The organism is Algoriphagus vanfongensis DSM 17529, assembly GCF_000429465.1.
GTDB classification, from domain to species: Bacteria; Bacteroidota; Bacteroidia; order Cytophagales; family Cyclobacteriaceae; genus Algoriphagus; species Algoriphagus vanfongensis.
Map to the genome: position 1 here is coordinate 301,106 of NZ_AUBX01000011.1, position 21,267 is coordinate 322,372.

23 protein-coding genes are annotated in these 21,267 nt (G+C 43.9%); 15 read left to right on the plus strand and 8 right to left on the minus strand.

Translation table 11 applies throughout. The annotated features are described in order from the left end of the window. Positions 1-8: 8 nt before the first annotated feature. Together ftsA and ftsZ are read left to right on the plus strand one after the other, a co-directional pair. A complete protein-coding gene (gene ftsA / locus G460_RS0110290; RefSeq protein WP_026955276.1) occupies positions 9-1,319 on the plus strand; it encodes a cell division protein FtsA in 1,311 nt (436 codons plus the stop codon). A gap of 108 nt (positions 1,320-1,427) precedes the next feature. After that, positions 1,428-3,119 carry a cell division protein FtsZ gene (gene ftsZ, locus G460_RS0110295; RefSeq protein ID WP_026955277.1) on the plus strand — a complete coding sequence of 564 codons (1,692 nt, stop codon included), beginning with the start codon at positions 1,428-1,430 and terminating at the stop codon, positions 3,117-3,119. Positions 3,120-3,122: 3 nt separating this feature from the next. Here the strand turns inward: ftsZ and G460_RS0110300 are convergent, their stop codons facing one another. Then, positions 3,123-3,647, minus strand: a complete 525-nt coding sequence (locus tag G460_RS0110300; protein ID WP_026955278.1) for an NADPH-dependent FMN reductase — start codon at positions 3,645-3,647, stop codon at positions 3,123-3,125. Between the two features lie 93 nt (positions 3,648-3,740). On the opposite strand from G460_RS0110300, the gene G460_RS0110305 reads away from it, so the two are divergent. From G460_RS0110305 to G460_RS21755, 5 genes are all read left to right on the plus strand, one after another. Further along, positions 3,741-4,559, plus strand: a complete 819-nt coding sequence (locus G460_RS0110305) for a purine-nucleoside phosphorylase (protein ID WP_026955279.1) — start codon at positions 3,741-3,743, stop codon at positions 4,557-4,559. A gap of 107 nt (positions 4,560-4,666) precedes the next feature. Continuing rightward, positions 4,667-5,401, plus strand: coding sequence for a ThuA domain-containing protein (locus G460_RS0110310; protein ID WP_026955280.1), 735 nt, complete (start codon positions 4,667-4,669; stop codon positions 5,399-5,401). Between the two features lie 72 nt (positions 5,402-5,473). After that, entirely contained in the window at positions 5,474-6,055 is a 582-nt protein-coding gene (locus G460_RS0110315; protein WP_026955281.1) for a NifU family protein, read from the plus strand. A 6-nt stretch (positions 6,056-6,061) separates the two neighbouring features. Beyond that, positions 6,062-7,135, plus strand: a complete 1,074-nt coding sequence (locus tag G460_RS0110320) for a DUF3810 domain-containing protein (protein WP_026955282.1) — start codon at positions 6,062-6,064, stop codon at positions 7,133-7,135. Positions 7,136-7,342: 207 nt separating this feature from the next. Next, positions 7,343-8,353, plus strand: a complete 1,011-nt coding sequence (locus G460_RS21755; RefSeq protein WP_211226748.1) for a hypothetical protein — start codon at positions 7,343-7,345, stop codon at positions 8,351-8,353. A gap of 3 nt (positions 8,354-8,356) precedes the next feature. Here G460_RS21755 and G460_RS0110330 read toward each other — a convergent pair whose 3' ends face one another. Both G460_RS0110330 and dusB read right to left on the minus strand, forming a co-directional pair. Continuing rightward, positions 8,357-9,271 carry a DMT family transporter gene (locus G460_RS0110330; protein WP_026955283.1) on the minus strand — a complete coding sequence of 305 codons (915 nt, stop codon included), beginning with the start codon at positions 9,269-9,271 and terminating at the stop codon, positions 8,357-8,359. A 97-nt stretch (positions 9,272-9,368) separates the two neighbouring features. Then, positions 9,369-10,364 (minus strand): tRNA dihydrouridine synthase DusB, encoded by a 996-nt coding sequence (gene dusB / locus G460_RS0110335; RefSeq protein ID WP_026955284.1) that lies wholly within the window; start codon positions 10,362-10,364, stop codon positions 9,369-9,371. A gap of 37 nt (positions 10,365-10,401) precedes the next feature. Between dusB and G460_RS0110340 the strand changes: the two genes are divergently transcribed. The 5 genes from G460_RS0110340 (at position 10,402) to G460_RS0110360 (ending at position 14,439) form a co-directional block, all read left to right on the plus strand. Next, complete coding sequence (locus G460_RS0110340; RefSeq protein ID WP_026955285.1) at positions 10,402-11,346, plus strand: CPBP family intramembrane glutamic endopeptidase; 945 nt, start codon at positions 10,402-10,404, stop codon at positions 11,344-11,346. Further along, positions 11,330-11,536 (plus strand): putative signal transducing protein, encoded by a 207-nt coding sequence (locus tag G460_RS0110345; RefSeq protein WP_026955286.1) that lies wholly within the window; start codon positions 11,330-11,332, stop codon positions 11,534-11,536. Before G460_RS0110340 ends, G460_RS0110345 begins: the two co-directional genes overlap by 17 nt. Next, complete coding sequence (locus tag G460_RS0110350; protein WP_026955287.1) at positions 11,520-12,359, plus strand: phosphatidate cytidylyltransferase; 840 nt, start codon at positions 11,520-11,522, stop codon at positions 12,357-12,359. Before G460_RS0110345 ends, G460_RS0110350 begins: the two co-directional genes overlap by 17 nt. A 70-nt stretch (positions 12,360-12,429) precedes the next feature. Then, the gene (locus G460_RS0110355) at positions 12,430-13,707 is read left to right on the plus strand and encodes a Glu/Leu/Phe/Val family dehydrogenase (protein WP_026955288.1); all 1,278 of its coding nucleotides are present in this window, start codon (positions 12,430-12,432) and stop codon (positions 13,705-13,707) included. A gap of 69 nt (positions 13,708-13,776) precedes the next feature. Then, positions 13,777-14,439: a phosphatidylserine decarboxylase family protein gene (locus G460_RS0110360; protein ID WP_026955289.1), complete on the plus strand. Its 663-nt coding sequence runs from the start codon at positions 13,777-13,779 to the stop codon at positions 14,437-14,439. 15 nt (positions 14,440-14,454) lie between these two features. Here G460_RS0110360 and G460_RS0110365 read toward each other — a convergent pair whose 3' ends face one another. From G460_RS0110365 to G460_RS0110385, 5 genes are read right to left on the minus strand one after another with little or no spacing between them, the layout of a single operon-like run. Then, positions 14,455-14,928 (minus strand): hypothetical protein, encoded by a 474-nt coding sequence (locus G460_RS0110365; protein WP_026955290.1) that lies wholly within the window; start codon positions 14,926-14,928, stop codon positions 14,455-14,457. Positions 14,929-14,931: 3 nt separating this feature from the next. Then, positions 14,932-15,435 carry a hypothetical protein gene (locus G460_RS0110370; protein ID WP_157366909.1) on the minus strand — a complete coding sequence of 168 codons (504 nt, stop codon included), beginning with the start codon at positions 15,433-15,435 and terminating at the stop codon, positions 14,932-14,934. 53 nt (positions 15,436-15,488) lie between these two features. Beyond that, positions 15,489-16,172 (minus strand): tRNA (5-methylaminomethyl-2-thiouridine)(34)-methyltransferase MnmC2, encoded by a 684-nt coding sequence (mnmC2, locus tag G460_RS0110375; protein ID WP_026955292.1) that lies wholly within the window; start codon positions 16,170-16,172, stop codon positions 15,489-15,491. Further along, entirely contained in the window at positions 16,169-16,651 is a 483-nt protein-coding gene (gene ispF, locus G460_RS0110380; RefSeq protein ID WP_026955293.1) for a 2-C-methyl-D-erythritol 2,4-cyclodiphosphate synthase, read from the minus strand. Before ispF ends, mnmC2 begins: the two co-directional genes overlap by 4 nt. Before the next feature lies 1 nt (position 16,652). After that, entirely contained in the window at positions 16,653-17,888 is a 1,236-nt protein-coding gene (locus tag G460_RS0110385) for a M16 family metallopeptidase (RefSeq protein ID WP_026955294.1), read from the minus strand. Positions 17,889-18,090: 202 nt separating this feature from the next. Here G460_RS0110385 and bshC point away from each other — a divergent pair, with 202 nt between their 5' ends. Genes bshC through G460_RS21760 form a run of 3 tightly spaced genes read left to right on the plus strand, consistent with a single transcriptional unit; the run spans position 18,091 to position 20,730 of the window. Continuing rightward, positions 18,091-19,650, plus strand: coding sequence for a bacillithiol biosynthesis cysteine-adding enzyme BshC (gene bshC / locus G460_RS0110390; protein ID WP_026955295.1), 1,560 nt, complete (start codon positions 18,091-18,093; stop codon positions 19,648-19,650). Continuing rightward, entirely contained in the window at positions 19,647-20,219 is a 573-nt protein-coding gene (locus G460_RS0110395; protein ID WP_026955296.1) for a 5-formyltetrahydrofolate cyclo-ligase, read from the plus strand. Before bshC ends, G460_RS0110395 begins: the two co-directional genes overlap by 4 nt. A gap of 16 nt (positions 20,220-20,235) precedes the next feature. Next, on the plus strand, positions 20,236-20,730 hold the full coding sequence (locus G460_RS21760) for a hypothetical protein (protein ID WP_051316006.1): 495 nt from the start codon (positions 20,236-20,238) through the stop codon (positions 20,728-20,730). Positions 20,731-21,267 lie beyond the last annotated feature (537 nt).

The following is a 21,267-nucleotide window of genomic DNA, read 5'->3' on the forward strand; positions in this document are numbered from 1 at the left end:
GCTTGGATATGGAAAATGAAAAACTAATCGTAGGACTGGATATCGGGACTACAAAGATTTGTGCCATTGTGGGTCGCAAAAATGAATACGGAAAACTAGAAGTTCTCGGGATGGGTAAGGCTGTCTCAGACGGAGTAGACCGTGGAGTGGTGACCAACATTGACAAGACAGTTCATGCGATCCAAAAAGCAGTGGAAGACGCTTCCGATATGGCAGAGGTGGAGATTGGTGAGGTGATCGTCGGCATAGCGGGACAGCATATCCAAAGCAAGATTCAGAGTGGAAGTATCATGCGCTCTCCTACCGATGATGAGATCACGGTGGAGGATGTGAGAAGGCTTTCCTCAGAGATGGAAAATATCTTGGTTCCTCCCGGTAACAGAATCATTCACGTGATGCCTCAGGACTACACCGTTGACTATGAAGGTGGAATCAAGGATCCTGTAGGCATGTCTGGACAGCGATTGGAAGCTGATTTCCATATCATCACCGCCCAGACTACCGCGATCAATAACATCAATCGATGTGTCAGAAGAGCAGAATTGACTTCCAAGCAGTTGATTTTAGAGCCTTTGGCCAGTTCGCTTTCCGTACTCAGTGATGAAGAAAAAGAAGCAGGTGTTTGCCTCGTGGATATCGGTGGCGGTACGACCGACATTGCGATTTTCTACGAAAATATTATCCGTCATACCGCTGTGATTCCTTTGGGAGGAAATATCATCACCAAAGACATCAAAGAAGGCTGTATGGTGATGCAAAACCAAGCTGAATTGCTGAAAACCAGATTTGGAAAAGCAATCGCTGAAGAAGCTAACCCTAACGAAATCGTATCTATTCCTGGTTTGAGAAATAGACCTCCGAAAGAAATCTCAATCAGAAATCTTGCTTCAATTATTCAGGCGAGAATGGAGGAGATCATCGAGATCGTCCAAAACGAAATCATGCAAAGCGGTCATTACAAAAAGCTGGCTGGGGGAATTGTGATCACCGGTGGTGGGTCTCAGTTGCAATTTATTTCTCAGCTATTCGAATACATGACAGGCTTGGATACCCGCATCGGCTATCCAAATGAGCACTTGGGCAAATCAGTAATCGAAGAAGTCAAAAGTCCAATGTATGCCACCTCAGTAGGTTTGGTGTTGGCAGGCTTCAAAGCTTTGGATGATAGGGATAACATCTACAATAACCGAGTGGCCAACTCTGGAGTACAGATCAGCCAGCCAAGAAAAGAATTTAATCCAAAAGACATTTTCCGAAATATCGGGGACCGGCTGAAAAGCATCATCCACGATGATATAGGAGACGATACTAATTACTAGGGCTTATGATTGGGGGAGATAATTGGCCTTGCTACTTATTTCCCTGATTTTCCCCTTTACTCAAAAACAGAAAACTAGTTCACCAAATAAATAAATATGTCAGATAACATGAAAGATTACAGATTCGACCTTCCGAAGAATCAAAAGTCAATTATCAAAGTAATTGGCGTAGGTGGTGGTGGCTCCAATGCCGTCAACCACATGTTTAGCCAAGGGATCAAAGACGTGGAGTTTGTGGTAGTCAATACCGACGCTCAAGCTTTGAAATCCAGTCCAGTACCACTTAGACTTCAGTTGGGTGCCAACTTAACCGAAGGCCTAGGTGCAGGAGCCAATCCTGAGCAAGGAAAAAATGCTGCGATTGAGTCTCAGGACGAGATCAGAGAGCTTTTGGCAGACAACACCAAAATGGTATTTATCACAGCTGGAATGGGTGGCGGAACCGGTACCGGTGCAGCACCGATCATCGCCAAAATCGCCAAAGAACTCAATATCCTGACCGTGGGTATCGTGACTGCTCCATTTATGTTTGAGGGTAGAAAAAAGATGACCGTGGCTCAAAACGGGATCGAAGCTTTGCGTGAAAGCTGTGATACTGTCTTGGTGATTCTGAATGACAAGTTGAGAGAGATCTATGGCAACTTGGCCATCAGAACAGCCTTTGGTAAGGCTGATGATATCTTGACAACAGCTGCGAAGTCAATCGCAGAGATCATCACAATCCATCAGGATGTCAACGTTGATTTTGAGGATGTAAAGACAGTCATGAAAGACGCCGGAGCTGCAGTGATGGGCTCTTCTACAGAAGAAGGCGAAGGACGTGCGATCCGCGCTGCCGGAGCGGCTATTTCTTCTCCTTTGCTAAACAATGTCGATATCAAAGGCGCTCAGAAAATTCTTCTTTCCATCATGTCAGGCGAGGACGAAGAACTGTCTATGGATGAGTTGAGCGAGATCACTGAATACATCCAAGAGAAAGCGGGTGACAATGCGGAAGTGATCTTTGGCCAAGGAATTGATCAGGAACTAGGCTCTGCGATCCGTGTAACTGTCATCGCTACAGGTTTTGAAATGGATAAATTGGCGGGTGCCAATACCAAGCCTGAAGTGCAAGCAGCACCTCAGCCCGTGGCCGCACCTGTTGAAGCAGTGAAGCCTGCTCCAGCTCCCGAAGAGGAAGTCAAAACGGTGATCAACTTGGACTCAGGTAAGTCTGAGAAAGTGAAAGAAGAGCCGATCAGTAATGGAACAACATTTGTTTTCAGCACCCCGACTCCAAAAGCGCCAGTTCAGCCAGCTGCTCCACAGCCTGAAGCGGTGAATCCTGAGCCTACTCCTGCAAAGCAAGAGCCGGAGCAAGAAGTAGAAAAGCCAAGACAGGAAACGTTCACGTTTGATTTTACCAATCGCGCTGAGAAGAAGCAAGAGGTAAAGCCATCACAGCCGGAGAAGATCGTGCATGACCTATATGAAGAGGAGCCAGAAGAGCAAAAAGCACCTGAGCCAGTAGCAGAGCAGGAGCCGGTAAAACCAGCTTATGCCAATGACTACTATGAGCAGATGAAGCAAAAGGCGATTCAGAGAGCTCATGAGAGATTTCAAAAGCTAAAAGGAACACGTTCATTCAATCCGACTCCGGAAGAGTTGAAAGAAAAGATGGAAGTGCCAGCTTACATGAGAAAAAACATCACGCTCAATGAGCCTGCGCATAGTTCTGAAAACAACATCAGCAAGTTCAATGTCAGTGATGACAATGAAATCCTAGGAAACAACAGATTTTTGCATGACAATGTGGACTAAGTCCTAAAAGTCAAGCAACATCTCTGCTTGGGTATGTAGTAGTTCTGAATACAACCTGTTGGTGAGCAGGTTATCTGACATATTCTGCTCTATTTTAGCCAGTTTTGGCTTGAGAGCAAGAACATGCATGCCCAGGTAATGGAATATGTCGGTGAGGTGGCTCAAAGCGATGCCACCTCCGCCGATACCAGATGAAAGGCCGACTAGTGCGGCCTTTTTATTTTTAAACGTATTGGGGTAGGTCATCCCGTCGATAAAAGTTTTCAATACTCCCGGGAAAGAGCCATTATATTCCGGTACGATGAAGACAAACTTTTTTCCGGAGGCAATTCGCTTGTGAAAAGCATTGTAGCTTTCGTTTTTCCCATTGTTGTCATAAAGCGCCGTATGGATAAAGTCTCCAGGCAAATCCTCCAACTCCAATATTTCTGACTCAGCTCCTTTGCTAAGGAGAATTTCCTGATAGGTTTCAGCTAGTATTTTGGAGACGGAATTGGGACGGTTGGTGCCGACGATGATCTTGATCATTTGAATATTTTTGGAGAAAGGGAACCCTTCCTGTACACGAAAGTTCTAAGATAGAGCAATATTAATATCTTTGTTTGAAAGCATTTTTACTCTATGAATTATCTTACTCAAATCACCGAAGCAGCCCAATTTCTGAAAAATCTCTATTCTGGAAGTCCTGAAAACCTCATCATCTTGGGGACAGGACTCGGGAAATTGGGAGATCATATTCAGATCGAGTTCGAGGTCGACTATGCCGAAATTCCTCATTTCCCTATCTCTACGGTAGAGAGTCACTCCGGCAAATTGATCTTTGGTACGCTGTCTGGCAAAAAGGTAGTCGCCATGAAAGGACGCTTTCATTATTATGAGGGCTACAGCATGAAGCAGGTGACATTTCCAGTCAGAGTCATGCGAGCTCTTGGTGCCAAACGGCTGATTGTTTCCAATGCTTGCGGAGGACTCAATCCTGCTCAGGAAGTCGGCGATGTGATGCTGATATCAGATCATATTGATTTATTTCCAGAAAATCCCCTTCGAGGCGTTCATCCGGAAGAATTTGGGCCGAGGTTTCCCGATATGAGTGAGGCATATTCTTCCAGATTGATCGAGTTGGCGCTTGAGATAGGAGAGCAAATGGGAGTAAAGCTACATACTGGAGTATATGCAGGAGTGACTGGGCCTAACTTGGAGACAAAAGCTGAATACAAGTACTTGCGGATCATTGGAGCAGATGCGGTAGGGATGAGCACAGTGCCTGAGGTCATTGTAGCCAATCAGGCAGGAATGGAAGTCTTTGGACTGTCTGCAATCACTGACTTGGGAGTAGAAGGTAAAATCAAGAAAATAGACATAGCAGACGTGCTCCGAGCATCTGCTGTCGCAGAACCGGTAATGGCCCGAGTGATTCAGGAGCTTTTAGCCAGAATATGAGTCGGTCAGCCGTATAAATTTCCTCCTACTATCCGATTATAAAAAAAGTGGTTCTCAGCTCCTGAGTTTTTGTATTTTCGGGATTCACTAGTTCTAACCCAAAACCTATGAAATTGAAAATTATCCTTTCTGGATTTATCCTGTTCTTTAGCTTGACCTTCATGGCTTCGGCTCAGCAGTTTCGTGCACTTGTATTCAGCAAGACTGCGGGATTTCGTCACCAATCCATCCCTGAGATGGTTTCTGCACTCAAAAGTCTAGGAAGAGCGCAGGGATTTGGTGTCTATGCTACGGAAGATGCTGGGGCTTTTACCGACGAAAATCTTGAAAAATACGATGTGGTCATTTTGGCCTCTACTACTGGGACGATCCTTAATGAGGAGCAGAAGGCTGCTTTTCAAAGATTTGTGCAAAGTGGAAAAGGAGTGGTAGGGATCCACTCTGCTACAGATACGGAATACGAATGGCCTTGGTACAATAAAATGATCGGAGCATACTTCCTGACCCATCCGGCCCAGCAGACCTTGCGCCTAGAAGTAGTGGATCAAAACCACCCGGCTACCTGGCACCTGCCTAAAAACTGGATGTGGTACGATGAGCTGTATGAGTTCAGAGATATCAACCCTGATATCAATGTGCTGATCAAAGCTGATGAAAGCACCTACAAGCCAGCCAAAGGGAATGGAGAAAACCATCCGATGGCTTGGTACCATGAGTTTGACGGTGGTCGTGTCTTCTATACCGCGCTGGGACATGTGGAGTCTGCATTCCAGGATGCTGATTTTATGAAGCATCTGAATGGGGGCATTTGGTATGCCGCTACCGGTGAGCCCATGAATTAATCCAAAAAGGATTTTACCTTTGCAGGAACTATTACGCCTGCTTAGGGTTTAATTCAAAAAACGTACAGACTGATGCTAAAAGCACAAGCGAAACCGGTTCACCTCTACATGGAGGCAAATCCCAATCCCAATTCACTGAAGTTTGTAGCCAATTTCATGCTCGTCGAGGATGGATTGAGCTTTGACTATCCAGATGAGAAAAGCACTGAAAACAGTCCTTTGGCTAAAGAATTGTTCAATTTTGCGGCTGTTCAGCGGGTGTTTATCGCTTCTAACTTTGTGACAGTGACCAAGTCGGAAGAGGTAGAATGGCCTGAAATACAAAGTGTCATCCGAGATCATATCAAAGGCTATCTTGAGGCAGGCAAGAGCCCAGTTCAGGCTAGCTTTGACAAGGATCCTCTTTTTGATGAAAACGATTCGGAGACGGTCAAAAAAATCAAAGGAATCTTGGATGAGTACATTCGGCCAGCCGTTGAGCAAGACGGAGGGGCAATTGTTTTTCATTCATTCAAGGACGGAATTGTGAAAGTATTGCTTCAAGGCTCCTGCTCAGGATGCCCATCCAGTACGATCACTCTGAAGGCCGGAATCCAAAACCTACTCACCCGTATGCTTCCTGAAGTGAAGGAAGTAGAGGCAGAAGGCATTTGATTTTCTATGGGTAAAAAGGACTGGTCGTGGACGATTTTAGGGCTGTTGGTCCTAGGTATTCGTTGGATTGCGTCTGATCACCCAGAGGCTACAGATGAGATTTATTCCAGAAAATTCTTTCCGGTCATCCGGAATGTAATCGACATGACGCTAGGGAATCTTCCATTCCCTAGCGTTTATATTTTTATCCTGTCCGTATTGCTGCTATTGGGGCTTTTTATCAGGAGATTTTTAAAAAAACATGGTTGGAAGCCCAAACTGTTTTTTACCTTACGGTCTTTGTTGAATGCTGCCGGAGCCTTAGTATTCTTTTTTTTGGTTTTGTGGGGATTCAATTATCAGCGAACTCCAATTTTTCAGCAGTTGTCTCTGACTCCCGTAGCACTGAATCTAGAGCAGGTAGAATCGGAGATTTTGATCACCCAGCGCTTATTGGTTCAGTCCCGCAGCTTGATTTCACAAGATACGTCTGCTATTGTTGGGATTATTTCTTATCAAGATCTCGAAAGAGTAGTGAGATCTAATATGGGCGAAAACCTGGATATGCTGGGGCTTAACTTTACAGGGAAGCCGAGAACGAAACAATTTCCGCCACCGGGTTTTATGAGGCGAATGGGGATTTTGGGGATATATTTCCCATACACAGGGGAAAGTTATATAGATCCCTCTCTTCATCCTCTGGAGCAGCCGTTCACAGTGGCGCATGAGATGGCGCACAGTTATGGAGTGACTGATGAGGGAGAGGCGAATTTCATTGCTTGGGTGATTTGTTCCAATTCCGAAGACCCATTGCTGCGGTACTCAGCTCACTTGAGGTTGCTATTGTATCAGATACGGGATTATTACCGGATGGATCCAGATCGCTACAAGATTTGGCTGAAAACCTTGGAGCCGGGGGTTCTCAACGATATTCGGTCTATTCAGGAAGAAAGTGAAAAATATCAGGCTTTTTCGATCGAGTTGAGCCGGAAGACAAATGATCTTTTCTTAAAAACACAGGGAGTCAAAGCTGGAATCAACAGCTATCAGCAGCTGCCCAAGTTGGCATATGCTTGGCGTCAAAGGATGGGCGGCCACTGATTTTTTAAATATAAAGGGATTAGACCTTGGTGTTAACGACATTTTTTTGAAACTTAAAACTTTCAATGTCTTAGGTTTAAGTTGTTGATTTTAAGCTAGGTGGTCGGTGGGGGAGATGAGTGAGCCTTTTGTTTGAAACTTGACGATACAGTTAGTCAGTAATTCAAGTTCTTTTTTTAAATCCTGAAATCTCAAACTTTATTTATCATGCTTTCACTGATTTCAAAGTTTTCGACTTGTGTTTTTCTATTCCTTTGTACGCAGGCTGTGGATTCCCCAAAACCTCCGAGTGAGGATGTGTCTTCTAAGAGAGATCTGAAAGAAGATGAGCTGAATACCGATGGGTTATACTTTGCTGAATTTTATGATTACATCTATCGTGGGCACTTTGAACATGTCGAGCTTGCCAAGGATAGTCAGATTTTTCTCATGATTTATTCCAAATACCTTAGGACATTTGGTGCTGCATGTCCTACAAACTTGCCGGATAATAAGGTGGAAATTATGGATCTGATTTGCGTGAGGGAAGAAGTGACCACTGAAAATGGCATGGAAGTGAGCAGAGTTTGTGTGGAATATGAGGCTGTAGGAAGTGGGATATTTGCTGACCCAGAGATGTATCAGACTCAGCTCCAAATGGAAAAGGAGCATGCGATGAATATTTTTTCAACCACCTTGGAGGAAATGACCAATCCTAACTCCATCGGTAACTCACTGGATAAAGTGCATCAGGCAAAAGGTCTAGTAGGGGATATGAATGTTTTCTTTAACCTTAACCCATGTAATGCTTCCGCTTTGGAGAGGTTTGCAACTAATCTGAGAAGTTTTGCATCGGGGAGGGCTCCTGAGCGACTGGAAACAATCAGCAAATACCAACAAATGAAGAAGGATGGCGGGCCTACGGGCCCCCAGGATTTTAAAAGGTTGTTGGATGAGCTTGTAGCGGATCAAGCTAGAACTTGGGCATTCAATAGGTATGAAAAAGGAAGTATAAGTGGAGTAAGAGTTCAGGGAAATGATAATCAGGGAAGACCTACAGCTATTCAGGCAGATTATAAGTTTTCTGGTTTTATGGGAAATAGTCAGGGTTGGGCTCGTGTAATTTTTAAAAATGGACTACCTGATTGCATTGTGTTTTATGATTTTCCAGATAATTGCAAAACACCGAATAGTAGTATTGTAGCCTCATATGCCAACGGAGATTATCAGATGAAATAATACCTAGGATTTTATTGTGGGTTTTTTACGATTGCCTACCCAGACACCGAAGATGACTGCAGCAAAACCTAAATAATGACTCCATAGGAGAACTTCTCCGTCCCAAACACCCCAGAGAATCGCAACTATCGGAATCAAATAAGTCACCGAACTGGCGAAAATCGGACTGGCTGTCTTGACTAGCATGTTGAATAAAATCAATGCCAAGGCAGTGCCCAAGATCCCCAAAAGACTCACGTAGCCAAAGGCTTGCCAAGCGCCGGGCACATTGGCGAGTTTATAGGCAAACTGAGTGCCTGCCATCAAGTAGATCAGAGCAAGAGGCAATACCATCAAGAGGGAAATGGCGGTTATTTCCACCGGTTTGAGTTCGACGAATCGATACTTAATCAGGTTGAGGTTGAATCCATAGCAGGTGCATGCTAAAATCACAAAAAGAGCATAAGCATTGAAGCCTTGTAGAGAGCCGATATTGACTCCGTCTTTGACCAAAACCAAAACGCTGACTCCCAAAAATGCAATGGCCAAACCGAAGGCGTTTTGTCGGGTGATCTTTGATCCAAAGAAAATCCAACCCACCAAGACCACAAATAGTGGAGTGAGTGCATTCAAGACCCCGGTCAAGGAACTGGAAAGCTGAGTTTGAGCTTTTGCAAAAAGAAATGCAGGAATAAAGCTTCCCACTAATCCCACCAAAATGAGGTTTTGGATTTGAATACTCGTTAGTTTTTTGACCTTGGGAAGGGAAAGCGGCAAAAGGAAGGTAGCCGCGGCCACGATTCGATAGGCGCCAAGTTCTCCGGGGGAAAAGATAACCAAGCCTCTTTTGATCAAAATAAAGGAACTTCCCCAGATCAAAGCGAGGATGAGGAGGTAGGTCCAGTTAGTGAGGCTGTTTTCAGAATTTGCATTCGCCATTCCAAAAGAGTTTAGGTCTTAGGCAAAAGAAGCAAATTCGGATTAGAAATGTTCCAAAAAAATGATGGCCTTGGAAATTTTTCCAAGGCCATTTGATTTATAGCGAAAATTCATAATCGGCATAGGTGCGTGCCACCTCGTCGAGAATTTCACAGACTTGCTCATAGCTTTCCGTGGTGACCATTTCAGTACGGTATTGCTTGAAGTTGGGCATCCCTCGGAAATAATTCGTGTAATGCCTCCTCATTTCCAGGATTCCAAGCTTTTCACCTTTCCATTCCACAGAGAAGTCTAGGTGTTTTTTAGCGACGGCTATCCGCTCATCCAAGGTAGGAGGTGCCAGTTTTTCGCCAGTTTCCAAAAAATGCTTGATTTCATTGAATATCCATGGGTAACCGATAGATGCTCTCCCGATCATCATGCCGTCTACATTGTATTTGGCCTTGTATTCGGCAGCTCTTTCTGGGGTGTCGATATCGCCATTGCCAAAGACCGGTATATGCAGTCTTGGATTGTCTTTCACCAAGTTGAGGTAAGACCAGTCAGCTTCACCTTTGTACATCTGCTTTCTGGTGCGGGCATGGATACTGATGGCTTGTATGCCTACGTCTTGCAGTCTTTCGGCCACTTCCACGATCCGAATGGTATCATTGTCCCATCCCAAACGGGTTTTCACAGTCACGGGGATTTTGACAGCTTTGACGATTTCCGCAGTCATGGAGACCATTTTGTCAATGTCAAGTAGGATTCCGGCTCCGGCCCCTTTGCAGGCGACTTTGTTGACGGGGCAGCCGTAGTTGATATCCAAAATATCCGGTTGCGCCTCCTCTACGATGGCCGCTGCCTCCCGCATGGACTGGATCTCATTGCCAAAAATCTGAATCCCAATAGGTTTTTCGTAATCGAAAATATCCAGTTTTTGCACGCTTTTGGCAGCATCACGGATCAGCCCTTCCGAACTGATAAATTCGGTATACATCAAATCAGCCCCGTTTTGCTTGCACACTGCCCGGAAGGGTGGATCACTCACATCCTCCATAGGTGCCAGCAACAAGGGGAAGTCTCCCAACTCTAAGTTTCCTATCTTTACCACTGCTTATTCTAAATTTGGCGTAAATTTACGTCCAAATATGGAGATTTACGAAACTCACACAGAAATAGCCAAAAGAAAGAGCTGGCTTTTGTCGCTGGTAGTCATTGTTTTAGTGTCATTGGGAGCCCTGATTTTATTGCAGGCGATTGCTTTGGCTTTGGCAGTTCCACTATTTCACATCACTTTAGAAGAGATCATGGCCTTGATGTCAGGAGATTCTTCGGTACCCAATGGACGTATGGCCATGCTTTTTATTCAAGGATTGGGTTCAGGAATTGGCTTCTGGCTGACCTCCTGGATGATTATCCATTGGATAGACAAAGCAAATTTGCGCTGGGATGTGCAGCTTGCCCGCTTTGACAGGAAAAAGTTCTGGGTAGTAGTTCTGCTGACAGTCGGGGGGATGTTTTTCAATTCTCTTCTAGTCTACTGGAACTCCCAACTGGTTTTGCCAGAGGCCTTGTCTGAAATAGAGGTCTGGATGAAATCCATGGAGGATCAGCTGATGGAAATGACCAAGTTTCTGACCGATTTCCAGTCTATTCCTGAGCTATTGGTAGGGATATTGGTCATTGGGGTTTTTGCAGGTATCGGTGAGGAGATGTTTTTCAGAGGCGTCCTTCAGCCCAAAATGCACCTCTATACTGGTTCGGTGCATTGGGGAATCTGGATCACCGCATTTATTTTCTCTGCTATACACGTTCAGTTTTATGGCTTTCTCCCGAGGATGTTTCTAGGGGCGATGTTTGGCTACATGTATTTCTATACGGGAAGCTTGGTTTATCCTATTTTGGCCCATATTTTCAATAACACTTTCACTGTTTTGATGGTTTACTTTGCCAATCAAGGCATGATAGATTTTGACATAGAGTCGACGGATGCGATATCTTACCCTTTGGCAATTGCCGGGTTTTTGGTGCTTATGGCTGGAATCTTTTATCTTAAAAAAACAAAACCCCTAGCTGATGGAGAACTGGATTAAGGTATTTGAAAGTGAGATGCAAGTCCGTGCCGAGATCGTCAAAGGTATTTTGGAAGAAAATGATATCCCCGCAGTAGTGCTGAACAAAAAGGAGACGGTCTATCAGGTATTTGGAACGTATGAAGTTCATGTGAGCCGCGAAAACCTCCTGCAGGCTACCAATCTAATTCAGAATGAGATCACGTTTTAATATCAATAATTACAGTAACCTGGGACAAAGAGCCATTACGGCAGCTTTGGGAGCAGTGGTGGTGATCTCAGCGATCGTCTATTCGGACTGGACCTATTTCCTTGTTTTTGCAGCTATTTTGGGTTTTGCTCAAATGGAATTCTACAAACTCTGTGGCCTGGATGGTATGCTTCCTTTGAAAAGCTTTGGGACATTTTTAGGCTTGCTGACGTTTACATTGACCTTCCTGATCGAGAAGGAGCAGTTTCCCAATGAATACATGATGCTGATCTTTCCGATCGTTTCGTTGACCTTTTTTATCAAGCTCTATAAGAAAACAGATAAAAAGCCTTTTACAGGTGTAGCATTTACCTATTTGGGAATCTTTTATGTGGCAGTTCCGTTTTCTCTGCTAAACTTGGCAGTATTTTCTGTCGACAAAGTCTACCATTATGAGATCATCTTAGGCTGTCTGCTGATCCTATGGGCCAGTGACACGGGAGCCTATTTCGCAGGGACGAAGTTTGGGAAGACCAAATTGTTTGAAAGAGTATCTCCTAAGAAGTCCTGGGAAGGATTTTTGGGTGGCGCCTTTTCTGCGATTGCGGTATCCTTTTTGATCGCTAGATATTTCCATTCGATTCAGGATTGGAAGTGGCTGGTGATAGCAGGGATCATCATTATCGCAGGCACTTACGGAGACTTGATTGAGTCTCTTTTCAAGCGCTCGATTGAAATCAAAGACTCAGGAACAGGGCTGCCAGGACATGGAGGATTTATGGACCGTTTTGACGGATTGTTATTATCCGCCCCATTTATCACGGCCTTTTTGAAAATCTTCTAATAAGCGGCAGGCAAAATTGAAATTCTACTTAATATTGCAACGTATTTCACCATACTAATAAAGACCCAATATGGCTTACATTGAACCGGCTCCGATCAAGGATAAAGAGAATCCTTTGGAGTCAATGATGGAACGATTCAACATCGCAGCAGAAAAGCTGGGATTGTCTGATGAGGTTTACAACGTATTGAAAAACCCGGCCCGTCAAGTGATTGTTTCCCTGCCCATCACGATGGACAATGGGAAGATTCAGGTATTTGAAGGGATCCGAGTGGTTCATTCCAATATCCTAGGTCCTGCCAAAGGCGGTATCCGATTTGCGCCAGATGTGCATATCGACGAAGTGCGAGCACTAGCCGCATGGATGACCTGGAAATGTGCCGTAGTGGACATTCCTTATGGAGGTGGTAAAGGCGGCGTGCGCTGCAATCCGCGTGAAATGTCCAAGGGAGAAATCGAGCGTCTGATGCGTGCCTATACCATGTCTATGATCGACGTGTTTGGCCCAGATAAGGATATTCCAGCTCCTGATATGGGAACCGGCCCTAGAGAGATGGCCTGGCTCATGGATGAATATTCCAAAGCTCATGGGATGACTGTCAACTCTGTGGTCACTGGGAAGCCTCTCGTTTTGGGAGGATCTCTGGGAAGAACAGAAGCTACCGGACGTGGTGTGATGGTTTCAGCTTTGGCAGCGATGCAAAAGTTGAAAATCAATCCTTTCCAAGCGACTTGTGCTGTTCAGGGATTTGGAAACGTAGGTTCATGGGCTGCAAGACTTTTGGAAGAAAGAGGTCTAAAAATCGTAGCTATCTCTGATCATACAGGAGCATTTTACAATGAGAAAGGTATAGATATCGTCAAAGCAATCGAATTCAGAGACGGCAATGGCGGTCATCTGGAAGGCTTTACCGGCGGAGATAAAATGACAGATCCGGCAGACCTACTTACTCTGGACGTAGATGTGCTCGTGCCAGCTGCAGTAGAAGATGTGATCACTGCCAAAAACGTGGATGACATCAAGGCTAAATTGATCGTAGAAGGAGCCAATGGCCCGACTTCAGCCAAAGCAGATGCCATCATCAATGAAAAAGGAATCATGGCTGTGCCTGATATTTTGGCCAATGCAGGAGGGGTAACCGTTTCATATTTCGAATGGGTACAAAACCGACTGGGATACAAATGGACGGCTGATCGGGTGAATAGACGCTCTGATCGAATCATGAAAGATGCTTTTGAAAATGTCTATCAGGCATCCATCAAATATGAAGTGCCGATGAGAATCGCTGCCTATATCGTGGCAATCGACAAAGTGGCCAAAACATACACCTATCGTGGCGGTTTCTAATTCTTGTCAATAACTAGAATCACTTATCTTTGAGGCGTGGAATAATTCTACGCCTCTTATCTTTATACTATGACCATACATCGCGAAGGACGGGTTTTATTATTTTGGTTGCTGATCATTTTGGTAGCAGCCAATTATGCTTTGTACTATTTTCTGCCTGATGCCAGATTTTGGCTGAATGTCAGTATGCTACTCAGCATTGGCCTGTATTTGATCATTCTTCAGTTTTTCAGAAATCCCATCTTTCAGCTTCCCAAAGACGATTCATTGGTCTATGCCCCTGCAGATGGCAAAGTGGTAGTGATTGAGGAGGCCTTGGAGGATGAGTTTCTCAAAGAAAAAAGAAAGCAGGTTTCTATTTTTATGTCTCCCATCAATGTCCATGTCAATCGCTCTCCAGTAGCTGGCAAGGTGGCTTTTTTCAAATATCACCCCGGGAAATACCTAGTGGCTTGGCATCCCAAGTCCAGTACAGAAAATGAGCGAACTTCCATGGTTTTACAGATGAAAAATGGAACGCAGATCATGGTGAGACAGATTGCCGGAGCTTTGGCACGGAGAATCAAGTGGTATGTAGGCGAGGGAGATCAATTGGAGCAAAACGGTGAGTTTGGGTTTATCAAATTCGGGTCCCGCGTAGATTTGTATCTTCCACTCGATGCAGAGATTTTGGTAGGTATGGATCAGGTGACCAAAGGAGGTAGGACTCCGATTGCGAGACTGAAAGGATAAAATTAGGGGGCTGGATTATTTAGCCCCTTTTTTCATCCGATAGATTCCATATCCCAAACCCAAAGTGGTAAGGAAAAAAATCAAAGTAGTCCATTCGAAAGTTCTTCGGGTGGACTTCATTGTTTCTATGCTTTTGTCTCGCTTGGCAAGAGCTCTTTTGAGTGCTTGGACATCTTGCTCCAGGCTGAGTGTGATGGTTTTGTAGTCGTCTTTTTCCTGTCCGATCACCGCGGTTTCGATTTTTCCGCTCAGCTTCAGTTCTTCGATGATTTGATTGTCTTTGGCAATGATTCTCGCCAGCCAATCATTGGTCTCCTTCATGTCTTTTTTGGTTCGGTTGCCAAAAATCCCTGATTTTTTGGATTCAGAGTCTTGCCATTGCTGGTGAAGGGACTGTCTCTCATTGACCAAATGCTCCAATTTGGCGGAATTTTGCTGGTCAGATTGAGGGGAGAAAAAGCTTAAAAAAAGGAATACTAAGATTGTCATGGCTTATCGGGGTTCAAAAGGGATCAACGAAAGAACTCCCCCTTTTCTTATTTTGAAGTGTAATTTGTCCTTGAGATAGAGCCCGCAAAATAAAAGCATTCCCAGGAAGAATATCCATGTGCCATGCTGGTATTTTCTGATATCAAATCCCGCTTGGTTGTATTCCTGGTTTTTTCTCGAAAGAGCTGCTTTCAGAGCCTGAATGTCTTTTTCTTGAGAGAGCACGATCTGTTTGTATTTCTTGGCATCGGAATAAACCTGCGAATCTTCCATGGAGTTTCTCAACTTCAGTTTTTGGATAATGGCATGGTCTATATCCATGATCTGATGTAGAATCGCGATCTCAGAAGCCTGGTTGACCAGCTGAATTCCAAAGAGCTCTTGAGGTGCCTGATTTTTGAGCTCGTGATGCAGGCGTTGTCTTTTCTCTAATAGCTGATCCAAAGCCTCACTGGCTTTGATCGAAAGTGGCAATAAAAGCATCCAAAAGAATAGGGCAGTTTTCACGGTTGTAAAAGGTTGGTTGCCGGATTATTTCCAATCCTTGTACCAAATACAACTTATTCTTTCCAGCCTTGCGTCATTTCCTTTTTGCCGGGAGGGCCGGGAGGATTTTCTACCAATAATCCCAAAGATTTTAAATCTCGCTTAAGCTGGCCTGAGGCTGAATAAGTCGTGAACAGTCCTCCGGATTTCATCGCTTCCGAAACTTTCTTCAATTGCTCAAAAGCCCATAATTCAGGCTGTTTGCTCGGTGCAAAGGCGTCAAAAAACACAATGTCCGCCGGATAGAGCTGCGCATCCTGGAGCGTCGTTTGGTCTTTTTTGAAATTGAAATATTCCGAAACTGGCCCACCTTCATTCCAAGGTAGTTTGTGTAGCGCTTCGAAATATTTGTGATAGTGCCAAATACCGTCGTTTTGATCAATGTAGTTGAGCTGTGAATAGATTTCCTCACTTAGTGGAAAAGGCTCTATGCTGTGATATAAAACAGGAATTTGATTTTGCTCCGCCCATACCAAGGTCAGCCAGGCATTGAGTCCGGTACCAAAGCCCACCTCAAAAACCCGGATTGGATATTTCATGGGGTTTTTGGCAAGCCAACTATCGAGACCATAGAGCATAAATACGTGAATGGATTCCCGATAGGCTCCGTGAAAACTATGATAAGTTTCTTTCAGCTCTTCATGGTAAAGGGAGTGGGACCCGTCCTCCGTGGTGATGATTTTGATGGGCTTGCTCATACTTGATAGATCAGGGCTACACAGTAGGCAGATACCCCTTCTTCTCTTCCCACAAAACCCAGCCATTCGGTCGTAGTAGCTTTGATAGAAATAGAAGATTCCGGAATATTCATGACTTCCGCCAAGCAGGATTTCATGGCGGGAATATGGGGATTGACTTTTGGGTTTTGCAGGCAAATGGTCGTATCCAAATTGCCTATCTCATAGCCAGCTTCCCGGAGGAGTTTCATGACTTCCGCCAGCAAGAGCTTGCTGTCTATACCTTTGTATTTGGGGTCTTTGTCAGAAAAATGATAACCGATATCTCGCATATTGGCTGCGCCAAGCAAGGCGTCACAGATGACATGGATGAGCACATCGGCATCCGAGTGTCCTACAGCTCCTTTTTCATGCTCCAGTTTGATGCCTCCTAGCCAAAAGTCATAGTCGGGCTGGAGCTGGTGGACATCGTATCCAAATCCGATTCTAAATGCGTTCATATTACTTACTTTGATAATATAGGACAGATGCTTGGGACTCATCCAGAATCTGGGTAGACCAAGATTTCAGATGATCAGGCCCAATCAGCGATTTTTTTTCATATTCATCCCAGTATAAGTCGGGATGACCGAGATTGGCATAAAAAGCCAAATTCATCACCCGATTGATCAATTGAATCGATTCATAGGTTTTCATGGCTCTGCCTTGATTTTTTACTTTTTGAAACTCTCTCTCTGGCAATTCCTGAATCATGAAGTCAGCGATCACTTCATCCAAAGCCTGAACTGCCTCTTGAGCAGAGACACCTTTTTCCATTTTTCCGGAGAAAACCAATAATCCTGGATCTAAAGAACCTAAGATATAGGCTCCAGCGGAGGCGAATAGTTTTCCGTTTTTAACAAGCCTTTGTTCTAGGATGGAAGATTTGCCGAAGCCAAGAAAATCCGATATCAAATCTGCTTCAATAAAACCATTTTGGCCTTTCGCTGGCATTTTGTAGGCTTTATAGAGCGCGTCGGTGGGTACTGGATAGTTGACGGTTTTTTCTCTTTTGGATTGCTGGCGGCCTTCAATAGGGATTAGTTGCGTTTCTTTTATTGCGGGAGGGATAGGGCCAAACCATTTTTCGGCGAGCTTCTTGACCTGATCCGCACTCACTGCGCCACCAATGACCAAAATAGCATTGTTAGGTGCGTAGTGTTTTTTGTAAAAGTCCCATACGTCTTCTCTGGTGTAGCCCTCGATGTCCGCTGGTGTTTGACCTATAGTAGGCCAGCGATAGGGGTGGGTCTCATAGGCAAGCTCTCGGAGGTGATGCCAGACCTCTCCGTAGGGTTGGTTGAGGTAGCGCTGCTTGTATTCTTCTAAGACTACTTTGCGCTGTGTCTCTATGGTTTTTTCCGTGAGGGTCAGCTGGAGCATCCTGTCTGATTCGAGCCAAAACGCCGTTTCTATATTGGCAGCTGGCAGGTTCATATAGTAGTTGGTGATGTCCGGGCTGGTGAAGGCATTACAGTTGCCTCCGACACGCTCCAGTTCTCTGTCAAAAACCGGTACATTGGCAGAGCTGCCAAACATCAAATGCTCAAAAAAATGAGCAAGACCAGTTTTGCCAGGTATTTCATTTCGAGATCCTACTTTATAGAGTAGATTGAAAACAGCCATTTTGCTGCTTTGATCTTCGTGGACGATCACCTCAAGTCCGTTATCCAGAAAAAACCGTTCGTAGGAAAGCATCATTTGTGGGGCAAAGCTAATCTTTTTTGATTAACCTGATATTAATCTAAGAAAAGCTAAATTGCCTGAGAATGTTCCAAAAACTGAAAATTTCAGCCAGGCGATCAAGCCCGTTCCTGTAAGTCAGTCGTATTTTGTGCCGAAAAATCGAACTTTGGAATCCCTCATCCAGTTTGCATACGATAGTCATATCCCCTCATCCATGAAAAAACATTGTATTGATCTCCATGAAACAGGACAGTTTTCTTCATTTTTTTTGGATTATATAGCTGGTAAAGCTGAGCTTCGGCCCTTTTATAGTCATCTTCCAGCGTTAGAAAGCTTTCCCAAGGCCATTGAGAATAAGAGTTTTTCGCCAGAGACAAGAAAGATTCTCTGTCAAAGCTTGCAGAATCAGTACGAGGGGATAGAACTTTTTGAAGAGGAAAAATCGAGTTTGAGTCAGCTTTCAGACGAGAAGACATTCACAGTCACCACCGGGCATCAACTGAATTTATTTACCGGACCACTTTACTTTATTTATAAAATAGTTTCCACGATTCGACTGGCAGAGCAGTTAAATGCAGCTTATCCTGCTTATCGATTTGTGCCAGTCTATTGGATGGCGACGGAGGATCATGATTTTGATGAGATCAACTACTTCAAGCTAGATGGCAAAAAGTATCAATGGAACTCAGATCAACATGGAGCTGTAGGCGATTTTGTGTTGGATGAAGGGTTTAGGGAGTATTTGAAAACTCTTGGTTTTATTCCAGAAGTATTCAAGTCCGCCTACTCCAGTAGCAAAACCCTCAAGGAAGCTGTACGAAAATATGTGCACGATCTTTTTGGAAAAAAAGGGTTGCTTATCGTTGATGGACATGATGCGGCCTTGAAGACAGTTTTCAAGCACGTAATCAGGGAGGATCTTTTTGAGCATACACCACATAAGGAGGCAACTCTTAAAACTGAATCGCTGGAGTCTTTGGGTTACGGCGGGCAGATTTTCCCAAGGGAAATCAATTTATTCTATTTAGAAGCTGGGATTCGAGAAAGAATAGAACGACAGGGTGATCGATTTGTAGTTTTGAATACTGAGTTGAGTTTTTCACAAGCGGAAATGGAAGCTTTGATAGAGCAAAGCCCGGAGAAATTTAGCCCCAATGTTGTGTTGCGTCCTTTGTATCAAGAAATGATTCTCCCCAATCTGGCTTATTTTGGAGGTCCGGCAGAGGTTGTTTATTGGCTTCAATTGAAGGGAGTTTTTGATCATTTTGACCAAGCTTTTCCAATCTTACTTCCAAGGAATTTTGCTTTGGTTCTAGATAAGTTGACCCAACAAAAGATGAGACAACTCGGATGGGAGCCTGCAGAATTATTTGGTGATATCGAACAATGGAAAAAAGAGCATGTAGCAGAGCATGCGCAAGAAGATATTGAGCTGAAAGCAGAAAAGGAACAGCTGGCCCAGCTATTTGATCAAAGAGGTGAGTCTGCAGCAGCGCTAGAGAAGAGTCTTCAGGATTCTTTTGCGTCCGCCAAGACCAGGGCATTGAAGATTTTGGATCAGATGAGTGATAAGCTACGAAAAGCCGAGGAGCGACGCCAGCATGTCGATCTGGCCAGGGCTGACGCTGTGAAGGACTGGATCGCTCCAGGTGGGAGTCCACAAGAGCGAGTAGTGAATATGATGCAGTTTTATCTTCAAGATCAGAGTTTTGTGGAGCAGCTCTATGAGTTGTTTGATCCGCTGGATTTTAGAATGATGGTACTGGAGCCATGACATCAGTCAAAGATCAGATCAGGCAAGAGTATAAAAAAAGGCGCAGGCAACTTTCTGATGAGGAAGCTGCAAGGTTGTCACAGCAAGTTTGTGAGCGTGCTAAGTCCTTTTTGGAAGATAGGAATGAGCTGAAGCGAATTCATATTTTTCTTCCGATAGCCTCACAAAGAGAAGTTGATACATTTCCGCTGTTAGATTTTCTGTGGGCCAATGGCTATGATGTCTCTACTTCTCTGGTGGATCCAGCATCGGGGGATCTTAAGACGGTTTCTGTTCCTGCCGGTGTCACATTTCACTATGATTCCTGGGGGATTCCGATTCCGTCCATATTTGAGAATAAAAATCCTGAAGAACTAGAGTTGATTTTTGTGCCTTTGCTGGCTTATGACCTTTATGGAATGAGAATTGGTTTTGGAAAAGGATATTACGATCGCTTTTTTTCTTCCTTGCAAAACCTTCCTGTCAAGGTGGGGATGAGCTTTTTTGAGCCGGAAGGGCGGCTACCTGCCGAATCGCACGATATCCCGTTAGACTTTTGCATTACTCCTATAAAAGTTCTTACTTTTTGAGAGTAATCACTCATCTATGAAAAAATCACTTTTGGCAATACTCTTAACGGTAGTTCTAGGTGTTCTGCCCATGTTGTCTCATGCCCAAATGGGAGGCTACAATACAATGGTAGGTGTGGTAGGAGGTACCAACATCGGCGGTACTGTCAAGCAATTTGTCAGTGAGACAGGTGCAGTGGATTTGTTGGTTTACAACAGGTGGAAAGGTTGGGTAGGAGCGCTATTGTACGAGCATCATTGGGATATTCGTGAATTTTACGGTTTGGAGTGGTATGTAGGTGCTGGTGGGCACTTCGGAATGTGGAAAGATGGGAAAGGTGAGCCGCCTTGGGTATACAAGATAGATCAGGATTACAATGTTTTTGGGGTCGATGCGATCGTGGGTTTAGAGTACAATATCAACAGAAGCAATTTTTATCTGGGAGGATACTGGAAACCCGCATATAATTTTGCTGAATTCACGAGGCTTTGGGAGGATGAGGCAGCCTTTACATTGAGATATTCGTTTTAAGAAAAGTTGATTTGCTAAATTTTTAAACCTGTTTTTGAAATATTGACAAAAAATGATGCTCTTGATAAGATAATTAGACCCTAGTCATCATAATTTTTTGAAAAAAATAGATCTCAAATAGCTCCTTATATTGACGGTCCAAATATTTGATTTTTAAATCACTCATTTTAGTTTGAAAATTTTATCAATGCTGATTTGAGAATTATTATTTATTGAAAATGGTTTAAAATCGAGAAAATATTTTTTTTAAAGTTTCTTCACTGGATCAACGAAGCGAAATAAAATTCTGTTTGAGTTAACAAAATCAGAACATATTGTTAATTATTGTTAATATCGGCCGCTTTACCAAATAATCGTTTTTTAGAGCCACTCATACAAAATATTCACCGTTGGTTTTGGATAAATGCTTGTAATTAGAACTATTCAAATAAATATGATAATATAAAAAATATTTGTTTCTTTTTTTGTCTAAAACGAATTTGAAATTGCAATATATCAATATTTTTTCCTGTTTGTGGGTATTTTGAATTTAGCTTG

Excerpts from the sequence above, each read along its gene's own strand:
- ftsA (WP_026955276.1), top strand. The coding sequence starts at position 9 with ATGGAAAATGAAAAACTAATCGTAGGACTGGATATCGGGACTACAAAG.
- ftsZ (WP_026955277.1), top strand. The coding sequence starts at position 1,428 with ATGAAAGATTACAGATTCGACCTTCCGAAGAATCAAAAGTCAATTATC.
- G460_RS0110300 (WP_026955278.1), bottom strand. The coding sequence starts at position 3,647 with ATGATCAAGATCATCGTCGGCACCAACCGTCCCAATTCCGTCTCCAAA.
- G460_RS0110305 (WP_026955279.1), top strand. The coding sequence starts at position 3,741 with ATGAATTATCTTACTCAAATCACCGAAGCAGCCCAATTTCTGAAAAAT.
- G460_RS0110310 (WP_026955280.1), top strand. The coding sequence starts at position 4,667 with ATGAAATTGAAAATTATCCTTTCTGGATTTATCCTGTTCTTTAGCTTG.
- G460_RS0110315 (WP_026955281.1), top strand. The coding sequence starts at position 5,474 with ATGCTAAAAGCACAAGCGAAACCGGTTCACCTCTACATGGAGGCAAAT.
- G460_RS0110320 (WP_026955282.1), top strand. The coding sequence starts at position 6,062 with ATGGGTAAAAAGGACTGGTCGTGGACGATTTTAGGGCTGTTGGTCCTA.
- G460_RS21755 (WP_211226748.1), top strand. The coding sequence starts at position 7,343 with ATGCTTTCACTGATTTCAAAGTTTTCGACTTGTGTTTTTCTATTCCTT.
- G460_RS0110330 (WP_026955283.1), bottom strand. The coding sequence starts at position 9,271 with ATGGCGAATGCAAATTCTGAAAACAGCCTCACTAACTGGACCTACCTC.
- G460_RS0110340 (WP_026955285.1), top strand. The coding sequence starts at position 10,402 with ATGGAGATTTACGAAACTCACACAGAAATAGCCAAAAGAAAGAGCTGG.
- G460_RS0110345 (WP_026955286.1), top strand. The coding sequence starts at position 11,330 with ATGGAGAACTGGATTAAGGTATTTGAAAGTGAGATGCAAGTCCGTGCC.
- G460_RS0110350 (WP_026955287.1), top strand. The coding sequence starts at position 11,520 with ATGAGATCACGTTTTAATATCAATAATTACAGTAACCTGGGACAAAGA.
- G460_RS0110355 (WP_026955288.1), top strand. The coding sequence starts at position 12,430 with ATGGCTTACATTGAACCGGCTCCGATCAAGGATAAAGAGAATCCTTTG.
- G460_RS0110360 (WP_026955289.1), top strand. The coding sequence starts at position 13,777 with ATGACCATACATCGCGAAGGACGGGTTTTATTATTTTGGTTGCTGATC.
- G460_RS0110365 (WP_026955290.1), bottom strand. The coding sequence starts at position 14,928 with ATGACAATCTTAGTATTCCTTTTTTTAAGCTTTTTCTCCCCTCAATCT.
- mnmC2 (WP_026955292.1), bottom strand. The coding sequence starts at position 16,172 with ATGAGCAAGCCCATCAAAATCATCACCACGGAGGACGGGTCCCACTCC.
- ispF (WP_026955293.1), bottom strand. The coding sequence starts at position 16,651 with ATGAACGCATTTAGAATCGGATTTGGATACGATGTCCACCAGCTCCAG.
- G460_RS0110385 (WP_026955294.1), bottom strand. The coding sequence starts at position 17,888 with ATGCTTTCCTACGAACGGTTTTTTCTGGATAACGGACTTGAGGTGATC.
- bshC (WP_026955295.1), top strand. The coding sequence starts at position 18,091 with ATGAAAAAACATTGTATTGATCTCCATGAAACAGGACAGTTTTCTTCA.
- G460_RS0110395 (WP_026955296.1), top strand. The coding sequence starts at position 19,647 with ATGACATCAGTCAAAGATCAGATCAGGCAAGAGTATAAAAAAAGGCGC.
- G460_RS21760 (WP_051316006.1), top strand. The coding sequence starts at position 20,236 with ATGAAAAAATCACTTTTGGCAATACTCTTAACGGTAGTTCTAGGTGTT.